Here is a 13,136-nt window from a genome sequence, read left to right on the forward strand (position 1 = left end):
CTGGCTGATCAGCGTTCACATGTCGCCGGCACCGAAGGCTTTGACCAGCTGATCGGCCCGAAGAGCACGGGCGTGCGGCCGGCAAACCCCTACGGTGACCACGCCGATCTCACTCGGCCGGGCTCGACTGCAGGGCGACCATCGGTGGCAAACAGCTGTCGGCGCCCACGATCGCGAGTGACCTTGGTCCCTAGGACCTTGAGTACTTGTGCAGTTACGAGCCGATGGGAGCGAAATTTAGGTTTGGTGTCGGGTAGGCAAACCGCCAAAGCGGTGATCCGTCTACCGCAGCTAACTAAATTTCTGACGCGAGCGTTAATACGCCCCGTCTTGCATTGACAGAGAGCTTCGCATGACGCACTTCATCAGCCCGGCCCCCGCACCGCCCGGCGAGTGGGTGTCGAGGGCACGATGCCGATCGACCGATCCGGACGAACTCTTCGTGCGCGGAGCCGCACAGCGCAAAGCCGCCCAGACGATCTGCCGGCACTGTCCAGTCATCGTCGAATGCGCCGCGGAAGCGCTCGACAACGAGATGGAGTTCGGCGTCTGGGGCGGCATGACCGAGCGCCAGCGCAGGGCGCTGCTCAAGCAGCATCCCGAGGTGGAGTCATGGGCCGATTTCTTTGCCGCGCAGCGCAGGCGCAGCACCGGAAGATTGGCGTAGGCCGGTCGTCAGGTGACCGGAACGTCGAGGATCGGCCGCTCGACGTACGCGCCCGGCCCATCGAAGTGCCACCACTCGCCCGAGTACACCGCCAAGCCTCCGGCCTCCATCGCCGCCCGAAGTCGCGCCCGATTCGCCTGCTGTGCGGTTGTAACGCCTTCCGTCGCGAAAGCCCCTGCACGCGAGGAGAAGTCGTCGAAGTCGGTACCCATGTCGACGCCGTCGATGGTCACATCCACCGATCGCCCGGCTTCGTGGCTGCGAGCATAGCGCCCCGGTCGCGCCACCCACGCCGGATTCGGGACGGCCGCCCACATCCGCACTTGCACGTCATGCGGCCGATAACAGTCCCAGAACCGCAATACTTCTGGACGCAATCGCTCCGCGGCGGCTGCCAAGCCCCGCGCCATCGATTCGTGCACCAGGCAGCGCGCATCGGCGGGATACATTGGCACGCCGACGAAGTTATCGGGCGTGGCATAGCGCAGATCGACGATGGCGTGCGGCACGACGGTGCGCACGTCGACCAATCCCGCCGCGCGGGCCGCGTCGCTGACCGGCGCCACCCCTGCGATGGGCGACGTGGTCGTCGTGGCGACGGGGACGATGTCCGCTACATCCTGCGGCGGCGTCGTGCGGGGTGTGCTGCAGCCAGCGCCGACCGCAACGACGACAACAGCCACGCCCAGGCGCACCGACCGCATAGCTGCATTGTGCCGCCGCGATCCCTCACTCAGCCTCCGCTCGGGCCCTCAACAGATTCTCACCAGATTCTTGGGAGAATGCCGTCTTGCCTCCAAGGCTTTGACAAGGCCCCGCACGCAGGATGACTCTGCCCTGCTCTCTCGCCAACCTCTTGGAGCGCTCATGAGCACCGAACCATGCGGCACCGAGCTGATCGAACGCTATCTGCGGACCCGCAAGCTGCGGTACTTCCGTGGTCGCCACGACGCCGAATACTTCTTCGTCTTGACGGTCCGCCACGAGCGCTTCCATGTCCACTTCGAGATGCCGCCGGGGCGCCCTGAGGTCGTCGAGATTCGAATCGCACCGGCCTACTACTTTCCCGCTGCCGACCGTGACCGGCTGGAGGAGTTCGCGCGCCGTTGGAATGCCGAACAGCGGCGCCCCCAAGCAGTGGTCCACGAATCATCGGACCCCAACCGGCTCGGCGTCGTCGCAGAGGACTCCTGTTCCGCTTCGCTTGATGCCGAAGAATTCTTGAGCTTCGCCGACCGCAGCATCCGCTCCGCCATCACGCTGTTCACGGAGTCCGCATCGCCAGTGTTGGTCGACGCCAGTTGATGCTGTTGGCATGGAACGACATTCGCTTGAAGAACGACGCTTCCGTCTAACATCGCTAAAATAGCGTGACACGCATCCGCTGGACGGGTGGGCGAGTGAGGGAGCGAATGCGCATCATCGACGCCGACGGACACGTCGCCGAGGGCGCTTCGCTTGCGGTCGAAGCCCTGCAGCGCTGGCCCGACATCGTCAAGCCGCGTCCCGACGGCCGCGGGCTGGTGATCGAAGGCCGCAACTACCCCGAGGACAGCGGGCCAGGAGCAGGTTGTCCGACCGAGCATGGGCTCAGCGCGGCTCCCGGTATCAACTGCAGGTCCGCCGAGGGTGTACTCGGTGACGCGGACCGCGACCAGATCGACACGATGGTGTTGTATCCGAGCCTGGGTCTGTGCACACCTACCCTCGAAAACCCGCAATTCGCAGCAGGATTCGCCCGCCTGTACAACCAGTGGATCGCCGACTACTGCGCATCGTCAGGTGGCCGGCTGCGCGGCGTGGCTGTCACGCCGATCGAACACAGCCACGTCGCCATCGACGTCATGCGAGAGGCCAAAGACCTTGGCCTGGTGGCCACCCATATTCCGCCCGCACTCAAGACACGCAATCTCGACCATCCCGACCTCGACCCGTTCTACGCGGCCGCCGTCGACCTCGACATGCCGTTGGGCATCCACGGTGCACCCGGCATCCATCTGCCGAAGATCGGCGTGGACCGCTTCACCAATTACATTCAGGTGCACTGCATCAGCTTCCCGTTCGACCAAATGACCGCGATGACGGCACTGGTGTCCGGCGGAGTGTTCGACCGGCATCCGGCGCTGCGCGTGGCGTTTCTGGAAGCCGGCGTCGGCTGGGTGCCGTTCTTCGTCGACCGGCTGCACGAGCACTTCGAGAAGCGCGGCGATTGGATCGAGGGTGGGTGGCAACGCGACCCGCACGACTATCTGGCCGCCGGAAACATCTGGACGACCTGTGAGCCCGAGGAACCGATCCTGCCTGGAGTGGTCGACGTACTCGGCGACGATTTCATCATGTTCGCCAGCGACTATCCGCATTGGGACGGTGAGTGGCCGGAAAGCACCAAGCCGCTGCGAACCCGTGCAGACATCAGCGAGGAGACTCGGGCGAAGATCGCCGCCGGTAACGCGCAGCGGTTCTACGGCCTTAAGTAAGCCGCCGAAAACGGCGACATGACAAGCTGATTCGCTTCAGGACACTGGGCGAAACGTCACGGGAAGCTTCGTCGGCGAGCGGAACGGCATGCCGGTGATCTTCGTGTCCTCGTCGGGCACCAGTTGGAGGTCGGTGACGCGATCGAAGAGGCTGTTGAGCATCGCGCTAGTTTCTACCCGCGCCAGATGCATGCCCAAGCACATGTGAATGCCACCAGCGAATGCGATGTGTGGCAACCGCTTTCGATGAATGTCGAAGACGTCCGCGTGTTCCCATCGGATCTCGTCGCGGTTCGCCGAGCCCGTGCACAGATTGACTGCGGCGCCGGCCGGGATCGTCACACCATGCATCTCGACATCCCGGGTAGTGGTGCGCGGCACGCTGATCAGCGGGGTCTCGTAACGCAAACCCTCCTCGATCGCGGCGGGAATCAGCGATCGGTCGGTTTGCACCGCGTGCAACTGCTCGGGGTGCGTCAGCAGGAGATAGAGGAGATTGCCCGACGAGCGGTAGGTGGTTTCCAGCCCGGCCGGCAGCAGAAGCCGCAGGAACGAAATGATCGCCTCGTCGGTGAGCTTTTCTCCGTCGATCTCGGCGGCCACCAAGTCTCCGATGACGTCGTCGGTCATCGTCCTTCGCCGCTGCTCCACCTGTTCTAGGAAGTAGTCGTGCAGCTTGACCGACGCTATGAGGCCTGCTTCGATGTCCTGCGCGATCGAGATCAAGTCGAACGACAGCCGGCGGAACATGTCCAGATCCTCGCGCGGCAAGCCCAGCAGCGCCGCGGTGACGCGCGTCGGGAACTCGAACGTCACCGAAGCGACCAGGTCCGCGGTGCCGCGGTTCTTGATCTCGTCGACGAGCTCGTGGCAAATCGGGTCGATGACGGCGGGTTCCCACCGCTCGAGCGCACTGGCCCGGAACGCCTTGGCGACCAGACTGCGATGGTCGTGATGCTGCTTTCCGTGCATGGCCAAGATCGTCGGCCCGATCACCAGCCCGATGGTCTGGTCGTAGCCATGTGAGCTGAAGACCTCGTCGTCACGGAATGCGCGAAAGACGCTGTCGTAGTCGAACAGCGTCCACTCTTCGTCGGGAATCAGTTCGGGGGGCGCCTTGGAATGATCCATCACGGTTCCGCGCCACACCGGTTCGGTCTTGCGCTTGTGCTCGAAGAACGGATACGGATCGCCCGAGGGGTCCAGCGTGATCGCATCGGTGCTGACCGTCACCGCACCTCCCTGCAGAGCCCGCCGTCGCCCTATCTTTACTATTTTAAGGAAACTAGGTCAAGGAGCTGTGCCGTATGCGCCCAGACGGTATGCGGGAGCGCCCAGACGGTAATAGCTGCCGCGGGACGCAAGACCCGGGTGCAGCGTGTCAGCGGCGGCGGGCGCGGCGCTCCACCTCTAGCGGCACCACCGGCTCGCGAGCCGACGGCCCGCGCGTGACGGCGTGCAGCCTGATCTCCGGCACGTCGACCGACGGGTCCACGGAGTCCAGCCACGCCACCGCCTCGGCCACATCGGCCGCCCGAATCGCATACATCTCGAACGGCACGTCCTGCAGCATGTCGGTCTCCACCGGGCCCGGGGTGACGACGTGGACGTTGATGCCGTCGCGGTCGACCTCCAGCGCGAGCGCGCGTGCAAACGCGTTCACCCCGGCCTTCGACGCGGAGTACGCCGTTCGCGCCCGCATGGGCTCGTGCGCGGCCGACGACGAGACGAACACGAACCTGGACCCGGCCGTCATCTTCTGTAAGGCGGCGGAGGTGACCACGAAGCACGAGTCGAGATTGGCCGCCATCGTCGCACGCCACTGCTCGAAAGTCTGCTTGCGCGCGTACGTTCCGCCGAGTACCCCTGCTGCGTGCACGAGCAGGTCGATGCGCCCGATCGCCGATACCGCCGGCTCGAAGAGCTCCGGACGTGACGCATCGGCGACCACATACCGCGCTCCCATTTCGTCGGCTGCGGCGCGCAGCGGTTCTTCTCGGCGAGCCGTCAACACCACCTCGTAGCCGAGCATGGCGAGCTTGCGCCCGCACGCCTTGCCGATGCCGCCACTGCCGCCCGTGATCAATGCTGTTCGCACGCCGCGCCTTTCAGCGCCGACGCGGCGTCATGGCCTGCGGCGACAGCGCGACGATCCGCTGGTTGGGATCGGCTGCCAAGAAGTAGGTCCGAGTGTCGGCCAGGTGTCGGGCGGCCAGCCGGCGGGCACGCTCGTCGTCGCCGGCCTCGATCGCGTCGGTCATCTTGTGGTGCACCCGCAACGCGACGCGCCGCTTGCTCATCGACGGGTACTCGCCCCGGGCCGCCGTCTCGTCGGCCCACTGCTGAAGGTGGCTGCTCCACAACGTCTCGAGGCTGCCCACCACCGCGATCATCGTGTGGTTTCCGCAGCCGCGCACCACCTCGTCGTGGAATTGGTTGCCGAACTCGGTGAACCGTGCGCCTTCGCCGATGTGTTGCGCCATCGCGTCGTTGATCTCCCTCAGCCGCGGCACCAGCTTGTCGCCGCGGTCGGGCCGTCGGGCCGCCAACGCCGCGCAGATCGGTTCGAGTTCCTGCAGCGCGGTGCCGAGATCACCCAGCGGCACGTAATCGCTTTGCAACAGCAGGCCCAGCATGTATGCGGCGCTTGCCTTGGCCGGTGCATGCACCACGGCACCTCCGCGATTGCCCCGGCGCACCGACACCAAACCTTCGGTTTCCAGGATTCGCAACGCTTCCCGCAGCGACACCAGGCTGACGTTGAACTGCTCGACGAGTACTTCCTGGCGGGGCAGAAGGTCACCGTCGACGAGTTCGCCGTCGATGATCTGTCTGCGCAATTCGTCGGCGACGATCTCGGCGGTCCGCCGCGCCGACAGCCGACGGCGGGCTTCCAGGCCAATTCCGCGCGTAGTCATTGCCTTTCATGCTAACAGCCGGCCATTGCGCAAAAGTAGCTAAGATAGCTCTTCGTGGCTCGCACCCCGCTGACGGATGTGCGCGTGCTCGAGGTCAGCGACCGGATCGCCGGTGACTACTGCGGCAAGATCCTCGTCGACGCCGGCGCCGACGTGGTCAAGGTCGAACCACCGCAGGGCAGTCGATTGCGTCGCTACACGGTCACCGGCGCCACGCCGGCCCCGGGCGGAGACGCCCCGCTGTTCTGCTATCTCAACGCCGGAAAGCGAAGCACCGCAACGGCTTGCGACGACCTTGTCACGCGGGCCGACGTCGTCGTCGTCACGGGGACCCGCGCAGCGGCGGCCCGAGCCGGTATCGATCCGCAGCGGCTGCTCGAGTCCACACCGGGATGCATCGTCGTCACGATCTCCGACTTCGGCTGGACCGGTCCGTGGGCGCAACGCACTGCGACCGAGTTCACGCTGCAGGCGTGGTCGGGCTGCACCGGATTCCGCGGCGATCCCGCGGGGCCGCCGATTTCCATCGGCGGGGAACTGGGAGAGTACATGGCGGGCGCGTTCGCCGCATTCGGTGCGCTCGCGGTGCGTCGGCGCGTGCGCCGCGGCGGGCCGGGCGAGCATCTGGACCTTTCGGTGCTGGAAGCCATGACGCTGATGCAGAGCTGCGAGTGGCTGCACGCGCAGCTCATGGGTGTGCCGCCGATCCGCCGCTCCATCGAGGTGCCGTCGATCGAGCAGGCGAAGGACGGTTACGTCGGCTTCGCCATGGTCACCGGCCAGCAGTGGCTCGACTTCGCGGCGATGGTCGATTGTCCCGAACTCGCCGAAAAACCTGAGCTGCGTTTTCAATTGGGCCGCTGGGCACATCGCGACTGGATCCGCGAGCGCATCGGCGGGTGGCTGCGTGAGCGCACCGTCGCGGAAATTGTCGAACTCGGGCAGCTCTTCCGGTTGCCCGTGGCGCCGCTGGGCAACGGCGCCACGATTCCCGACATGGAGTACATGCGCGCACGGGGAGTGTTCGTTCCCCATCCGGCCGGGTTTCACCAGCCACGCGCCCCATGGTTGATGTCCGGCCTGACACCGGCGCCCGTGCGTGCGGCTCCTGCTCCGGGCGGTGACGAAATCGCCTGGCCGCCAAGGCCGCAACGCACCCGGGAAGCCACAGGCTTGCCGCTCGACGGCGTTCGGATCGTCGACCTGACCGCGTTCTGGGCCGGCCCCTCGGCGACCCATGCGCTCGCCGCGTTCGGAGCCGACGTCATCAAGGTGGAATCGATCCAACGCCCCGACGGGATCCGGTACTCCGGCGGACTGCGCACCGACGTCGACGACTGGTGGGAATACGGCTGGCTGTTCCAGGGCGTGAACACCAACAAAAGGTCGGTGACGCTGAATCTTCAATCGCCGGAAGGTCTTCGGCTGTTCAAGATGCTGGTAGCACAGGCTGATGCGGTGATCGAGAACTTCTCGCCGCGAGTGCTGGATCAGTTCGGCCTGGGCGGCGACACCCTGCTGGAACTGAACCCCCGGCTGGTGCTGGTCCGGATGCCTGCGTTCGGATTGAACGGCCCGTGGCGGGACCGGGTGGGCTTCGCGCCGACCATGGAACAGATCGCGGGTCTGGCGTGGGTCACCGGCATGCCCGACGGGCCGCCCGTCGCGCCCCGCGGTGCTTGCGATCCGCTGGCGGGCGTGCATGCCGCGGTCGCTCTGCTTGCGGCGCTGGAGTACGCCGACGACACGGGCCGCGGCCAGCTTGTCGAGCTGCCGATGATCGAAACCGTGCTCAACGTCACCGCCGCCCAACCGATCGAGTACGAGGTCTACGGAATTGTGTTGCAGCGCAACGGCAATCGCGGCCATCCCAGTGTGATGCAGAACCTCTACCGCTGCGCAGGCGACGACGACTGGATTGCGGTGACCATCCGCGACGACGCCGAGAAACAGGCGCTGCTGCGAGTGATGGGGCAGGGCACGCCTCCCGACGACGAGGCGCTGGCCGAGTGGTTCTCCACGCAGCATCTCGACGACGTCGTCGAACGCCTGGCGCAAGCGGGGGTGCCCGCGGCGGCCGTGGTGTCGCCGTCGGCGGTCACCGAAAACCCGCAATTTCGCCACCGGGGGTTCTTCGAAGAGCTCGAGCACCCCCGCACCGGACCCGGCTGGTATCCGTGCCCGCCGTTCGCGCGGCTGGCGGGAATGCAGCGGTGGCTGACCCGCCCGGCGCCCACCTTGGGCCAGCACAACCGAGAAGTCCTGACGCACATGTGCGGATTGACCGATGCGGACCTCGACGAGCTGTCCACGAACGCCGTGATTGGCACCCGCCCCAAAGGCCTCTGACCCCGCGAGCAGTCGCAAACTCGCATTACCGGCCCGCCATTTATGCGGTTTCGCGTCTGCTCACCGGCGAGGACGTGGGTAACCTGGTCACGCCGATGTCTCGAGCGAACGGGAGGTGTGGCTGTGGCGAGCCGACGGGCCGACCCGCGACCGGCACTGTCGCGCGCGCGCCTGCTCGACGCCGCGACGTCGCTACTGAGCGCCGGCGGCCCCAGCGCCGTGACCGTCGACGCCGTCACTCGCGCCGCCAACGTCGCCCGCGCCACCCTGTACCGCCACTTCCCCAGTGGCAACGACCTGCTCGCCGCAGCGTTTCACTCGTTGATCCCGCCCGCTCCCACGCCCCCAGCGGAGGGATCGCTGTCCGAGCGGCTGACCACGCTGGTGCAGGCGTGGGCGGAGTCGATGGCCGAGGCCCCCGCGGCGCTGTCGGCGATCTCCTGGTTGTCCTTGGGCGGCGGCATCGACCAGCTGCCCAGCGAACGCGCCCGCGTCGCCCGCGACAGCGTCGAGATCCGCACATTGCGTGAACGGATCGCCCAGCAGTACTCGGCGCCGTTCGACGCGATCTTCGACAGCCCGCAAGCCAAGGCGGAGCTGGGCGAAGTGAACCGCGAGCAGGCGATCGCCCTGCTGCTCGGGCCGATTCTGCTGGGCAAGCTCAGCAAGCTCGCCGACTTCGACTACCGCGAATGCGCACGGGCGGCGGTCGCAGGGTTTCTGGCCACCCACGCCAAGACAGCGGGTGGCTCAGCGGCGAGTGAGCGAGATCGGCATCTCGTCGAAGATGTACATGTTGGTGACGAGGCTCGGGTAGGCGACCTTCGCTGACCCCAGCGCGATGTGGTCGGCGCCAAGCAGCAATTCGTCGAACACCGCGCGGATTTCGGCGCGAGCCAGCATCGCACCTAAGCAATGGTGCGGGCCGCCGCCGCCGAACGCGACATGCGGGTTGGGATCGCGACCGATGTCGAACACGAATGGGTCGACGAACACGTCCTCGTCGCGGTTCGCCGACCGCAGCATCGACACCACGCGATCGCCCTTCGGGATGGTGTGCCCGTCCATCTCCACGTCGACCTTGGCGGTGCGCGTCCAGTACGTCACCGGTGTGGCCCACCGCAGCACCTCTTCGACTGCGGAGGCCCGCGCCGCCTCGTCGTCGCGGTACCGCTCGATCTGCTCCGGGTTGGCGACGAACGCTTGCAGCCCCGCCGCCAACGCGTTCTTCGTGGTGTCGCTGCCGGCGAACGCCAGCACGAAAAAGAAGATCTCCAACTCGTCGGCGGGCAAGCACAGCTGCTCGCCGTCCTCACCGGTGATCACCGCTGACGCGAGCGTGCTCCAAATGTCGTCGGCGGGATTGCGCCGCTTCTCGGCCGTCAGCTCCAGCGCATACGAGAAGATCGTCGCGTAAAGACCCGCCTCTTCTTCTTCAGATAGCCGCGCCTGCGGCGAGCGCGCTTTGAGGATCCGGTCGAAGCACTCGAAGATGCGGGGGCGGTCGGCCTCCGGCATGCCGATGATGTCGCCGATCACCGTCATAGGGAGCAGGTCGGCGACGTCGCCTATCCAGTCGCCGCCGCCGTTGGCCAGCAGTGTGCCGACCATCGCCGCGGCCCGCTGCCGGATGCCGTCCTCCAGCTTCGCGATCGCGCGGGGGGTGAACGCGCTGGCAATCACGCGACGCCGCTTCGTCACCTCGGGCGGATCCATGTTGATCAGGGTCGGGTACGACGAGAACGTGTCCATGGCTTGGATCAGCGGCCCGTCGACCGCGGTGAACGAGTCGGCGTCGCGGTGGATGCGCACGGCGTGGTGGTGTCTGGTGGTCATCCAGAAGTCGCGGCCCACCACCTTCGCGACGCCAGGGGTGAGCTCGTGGTGAAAGATCGGCCTTTCCCGGCGCAGCTCAGCGAACACGTCGTCCGGAAAACCGTTGCGCCACAGGGCGAAATCCGACAAGTCGGGATTTCGGTGCGATTCCAGGCGCCCAGCGACGGTTTGCGCACCGAAATCGCGAGCTTGACCCATATCCTTAAAATACTAAAGATAGGGCCGTGCCGGAACGGAGGACGCAGTGACCACGATGGATCCGTCGGATTTCGAGTTCGGCCCCAGCGGTATCGGCCTGTCTCCGTATCGGTTTCCGACGGGGTGGTTCGTGGTGGCGTTCGCGTCCGACCTGGCCACCGGCCAGGTGAAGCGCGCCCACTACTTCGGCGAAGAGCTGGTGATTTTCCGGACCGCCTCGGGTCAGGTCAACGTCCTCGACGCGTACTGCCAGCACCTCGGCGCGAACATGGGCGTCGGCGGCACCGTGGAGGGCGAGCACATCGTCTGCCCGTGGCACGGCTGGCACTGGACCGGCGACGGGGCCAACGCGCTCATCCCGTACAGCAAGATCGGCTGCAAGAACAACGTCCGCATCCGCAGCTACCCGAGCATGGAGTGGTACGGCTTCATCCTGGTCTGGCACGAGCGCCATGGCCGCGCACCATATTGGCAGCCGCCGGTGCTGCCCGAGCTCGAAACCGGCGAGTATTACCCGCTGCATCCGCACAGCCGCATGGTCAACCGGGTCAAAGTGCATCCGCAGATGATCATCGAGAACGCCGCCGATCCCTACCACGTCCAATACGTACACAAGGCGGCCAATCCCGCGAACACTGCCTCCTTCGAGGTGAGCGGCTATCACCTGCACGCGACCGTGAACGCGAATTTCGGTGGGGGACGGGCGAAGACGTGGCTGACGCCCAACGGGCCGGTCGACGCGAAGATCATCTACGACAACTACTCGCTGGGCCTGGGCATCGTCCGGTTCCCGTCGGACCTCGTTGCGACGGTCCAGGTGACCGGCCAGACGCCGGTGGACGAGGACTACACCGACTACTTCTACACCCAGGCCTCGGTGCGAGAGCCCGGCGACGACGGCGACGCGCCCACCGGACGGGCCGCGAAGTTTCTGCAACTGCAGCAGGAAGTGATCAAGCAGGACTTCTTCACGTGGGAGAACATGAAGTACCTGGAGAAGCCGAACCTGGCGCCGGAAGAGGCCCGCGACTATGCCGCGCTGCGCCGATGGGCGCATCGCTTCTATCCCGGACCGCAGCCGTCGCCAGAAGATTTCGGCTACACCGCTGACGGCACCCCCGACCCGGCGGCGGCCGGCGGGTAATGCCAGAGCCCCGTCCTTCGGTGACGTCGCTGCTCGACGCCCGAGCCGACGAGTGCGGCGATCGAGTGATGATGTCGATCGCCGGCACGGCGGTGACGTATGCACAGATGCGCGAAATGTCCTGCGCTGCAGCTAATCTGCTCACTGAGCATGGTGTGCGGCGCGGCGGCACGGTGGCATTGTTCACCGGCACGTGCCCGGAGTGGGTGTACTTCTGGCTGGGTGCCGCACGGATCGGTGCGGTGATCGCGGCCGTCAATGCCGCCAACAAGGGGGATTTCCTGTCACACGCGCTGCGGCTGTCGAAAGCCGACGTGGTACTCACGGACGCCGAGCGGCTCGAGCGGCTGGACGGTATCGACTGCCGAATTCCTATTCTCCTGCAAGGTGATTCGCTTACCGCGCTCCTGCGCGCCCGGGCGAGCCCCCCGAAGGGCTCGCCCGCCGCACTCGACGACCTGGGTGCTCTGTTCTTCACTTCAGGCACCACCGGCCCGTCGAAGGCGGTGGCCACAACCTGGCAGTATCTCCTGACTGTCGCCGCCACCGTCGCGTCAGCGTGGGAGTTGCGCGAGGGTGAAGTGCTGTGGACGGCGATGCCGCTGTTTCACCTCAGTGCAGCACCGACCGTGCTGGCGCCGATGCTCGTCGGTGGCACAAGTGTAGTCGCGGCCGCCTTCCATCCCGCTCAGGTGTGGGACGACGTACAGGCCTGCGGCGCAGTAGGTTTCGCAGGGGCCGGCGCGATGGTGTCGATGCTGTGGAACCAGCCGCCCGACCCCCGCGACGCCCAGCTCGGCTTGCGGTTCATCTCAGCTGCACCGATAGCGGCTGACCTGTACCGCGCGATCGAAAACCGCTACAACTGCCGCGTGGTGACGATGTACGGTCTCACCGAGGCGTTTCCGCTGGCGGTCAAGGTGGTGTCCGACGAGGGTGTACCCGGGACATCGGGCACGGTGAACCCGGCATTCGATGTGCGCATCGTCGACGACCACGGGACGCCGGTGCCCACTGGCAGCACTGGGGAGATCGTCTGCCGCCCAAAGCATCCGCACGTGATGAGCCAGGGATACGTGTCCTCTGGCCAGACTTTCCGGGTACGCCCGCATCCGGAGTGGTTTCACACCGGCGACCTGGGCCGGCTGGACGACGCCGGCAACTTGACCTATGTCGACCGCGTGAAGGACTGCCTGCGCCGCCGCGGTGAGAACGTGTCGTCGGTGGAGATCGAGACGACGGTCATGCGCCACCCCGCTGTGTCGGAGGCGGCGGTGGTAGGCGTTGCGAGCGAGTTGGGCGAAGACGACATCCTCGTCGTCGTCACGCAGGCGCACGGCGCAAAGCTGATTCCGGTTGAGCTCCTTGACTTCTGCGCCCAACGAATGCCGTACTTCTGCGTGCCGCGATACGTCGACGTGGTCGACGAGATACCGAAGACCGTGATCGGCCGCGTGCGCAAGGACGTGCTACGCGAGAGAGGTGTGCGAGCCGCGACGTGGGACCGCGAGGCGCACGGCTACACACTCAGTCACCGATAGTGGGAG

The 13,136-nt window shown here is 66.2% G+C and carries 12 protein-coding genes; 7 read left to right on the plus strand and 5 right to left on the minus strand.

What is annotated here, in order from left to right:
• Positions 1–352 precede the first annotated feature (352 nt).
• Positions 353–667, plus strand: a complete 315-nt coding sequence (locus AC5Y4C_RS20250) for a WhiB family transcriptional regulator (protein WP_499961700.1) — start codon at positions 353–355, stop codon at positions 665–667.
• Between the two features lie 8 nt (positions 668–675).
• On the opposite strand, the gene AC5Y4C_RS20255 is transcribed toward AC5Y4C_RS20250, so the two are convergent.
• The gene (locus tag AC5Y4C_RS20255) at positions 676–1,371 is read right to left on the minus strand and encodes a M15 family metallopeptidase (RefSeq protein WP_499961701.1); all 696 of its coding nucleotides are present in this window, start codon (positions 1,369–1,371) and stop codon (positions 676–678) included.
• Between the two features lie 163 nt (positions 1,372–1,534).
• Between AC5Y4C_RS20255 and AC5Y4C_RS20260 the strand changes: the two genes are divergently transcribed.
• On the plus strand, positions 1,535–1,972 hold the full coding sequence (locus AC5Y4C_RS20260; RefSeq protein WP_499961703.1) for a YbjN domain-containing protein: 438 nt from the start codon (positions 1,535–1,537) through the stop codon (positions 1,970–1,972).
• Between the two features lie 107 nt (positions 1,973–2,079).
• Positions 2,080–3,144, plus strand: coding sequence for an amidohydrolase family protein (locus tag AC5Y4C_RS20265; protein ID WP_499961761.1), 1,065 nt, complete (start codon positions 2,080–2,082; stop codon positions 3,142–3,144).
• Between the two features lie 36 nt (positions 3,145–3,180).
• Here the strand turns inward: AC5Y4C_RS20265 and AC5Y4C_RS20270 are convergent, their stop codons facing one another.
• From AC5Y4C_RS20270 to AC5Y4C_RS20280, 3 genes are all read right to left on the minus strand, one after another.
• The gene (locus tag AC5Y4C_RS20270) at positions 3,181–4,377 is read right to left on the minus strand and encodes a cytochrome P450 (protein WP_499961704.1); all 1,197 of its coding nucleotides are present in this window, start codon (positions 4,375–4,377) and stop codon (positions 3,181–3,183) included.
• A 148-nt stretch (positions 4,378–4,525) separates the two neighbouring features.
• Positions 4,526–5,242: an SDR family oxidoreductase gene (locus AC5Y4C_RS20275; protein ID WP_499961705.1), complete on the minus strand. Its 717-nt coding sequence runs from the start codon at positions 5,240–5,242 to the stop codon at positions 4,526–4,528.
• 10 nt (positions 5,243–5,252) lie between these two features.
• On the minus strand, positions 5,253–6,062 hold the full coding sequence (locus tag AC5Y4C_RS20280; RefSeq protein WP_499906438.1) for a FadR/GntR family transcriptional regulator: 810 nt from the start codon (positions 6,060–6,062) through the stop codon (positions 5,253–5,255).
• Between the two features lie 54 nt (positions 6,063–6,116).
• Between AC5Y4C_RS20280 and AC5Y4C_RS20285 the strand changes: the two genes are divergently transcribed.
• Both AC5Y4C_RS20285 and AC5Y4C_RS20290 read left to right on the plus strand, forming a co-directional pair.
• On the plus strand, positions 6,117–8,411 hold the full coding sequence (locus AC5Y4C_RS20285; RefSeq protein WP_500008522.1) for a CaiB/BaiF CoA-transferase family protein: 2,295 nt from the start codon (positions 6,117–6,119) through the stop codon (positions 8,409–8,411).
• Positions 8,412–8,534: 123 nt separating this feature from the next.
• Positions 8,535–9,242, plus strand: coding sequence for a TetR/AcrR family transcriptional regulator (locus tag AC5Y4C_RS20290; RefSeq protein WP_499906433.1), 708 nt, complete (start codon positions 8,535–8,537; stop codon positions 9,240–9,242).
• On the opposite strand, the gene AC5Y4C_RS20295 is transcribed toward AC5Y4C_RS20290, so the two are convergent.
• Positions 9,162–10,445, minus strand: a complete 1,284-nt coding sequence (locus tag AC5Y4C_RS20295; RefSeq protein ID WP_499961707.1) for a cytochrome P450 — start codon at positions 10,443–10,445, stop codon at positions 9,162–9,164. The genes AC5Y4C_RS20290 and AC5Y4C_RS20295 overlap by 81 nt on opposite strands.
• A gap of 55 nt (positions 10,446–10,500) precedes the next feature.
• Here AC5Y4C_RS20295 and AC5Y4C_RS20300 point away from each other — a divergent pair, with 55 nt between their 5' ends.
• Both AC5Y4C_RS20300 and AC5Y4C_RS20305 read left to right on the plus strand, forming a co-directional pair.
• A complete protein-coding gene (locus tag AC5Y4C_RS20300) occupies positions 10,501–11,589 on the plus strand; it encodes an aromatic ring-hydroxylating oxygenase subunit alpha (protein WP_499961762.1) in 1,089 nt (362 codons plus the stop codon).
• Positions 11,589–13,130 (plus strand): AMP-binding protein, encoded by a 1,542-nt coding sequence (locus AC5Y4C_RS20305; protein WP_499961708.1) that lies wholly within the window; start codon positions 11,589–11,591, stop codon positions 13,128–13,130. The genes AC5Y4C_RS20300 and AC5Y4C_RS20305 overlap by 1 nt, the downstream gene beginning before the upstream one ends.
• The last annotated feature ends 6 nt before the right edge of the window (positions 13,131–13,136 follow it).

The sequence above is a fragment of the Mycobacterium sp. NGS35 genome (assembly GCF_059812855.1).

Coding starts and splice junctions, on each gene's coding strand:
- AC5Y4C_RS20255 (WP_499961701.1), bottom strand. CDS start 1,371: ATGCGGTCGGTGCGCCTGGGCGTGGCTGTTGTCGTCGTTGCGGTCGGC.
- AC5Y4C_RS20300 (WP_499961762.1), top strand. CDS start 10,501: ATGGATCCGTCGGATTTCGAGTTCGGCCCCAGCGGTATCGGCCTGTCT.
- AC5Y4C_RS20250 (WP_499961700.1), top strand. CDS start 353: ATGACGCACTTCATCAGCCCGGCCCCCGCACCGCCCGGCGAGTGGGTG.
- AC5Y4C_RS20280 (WP_499906438.1), bottom strand. CDS start 6,062: ATGACTACGCGCGGAATTGGCCTGGAAGCCCGCCGTCGGCTGTCGGCG.
- AC5Y4C_RS20305 (WP_499961708.1), top strand. CDS start 11,589: ATGCCAGAGCCCCGTCCTTCGGTGACGTCGCTGCTCGACGCCCGAGCC.
- AC5Y4C_RS20295 (WP_499961707.1), bottom strand. CDS start 10,445: ATGGGTCAAGCTCGCGATTTCGGTGCGCAAACCGTCGCTGGGCGCCTG.
- AC5Y4C_RS20260 (WP_499961703.1), top strand. CDS start 1,535: ATGAGCACCGAACCATGCGGCACCGAGCTGATCGAACGCTATCTGCGG.
- AC5Y4C_RS20265 (WP_499961761.1), top strand. CDS start 2,080: ATGCGCATCATCGACGCCGACGGACACGTCGCCGAGGGCGCTTCGCTT.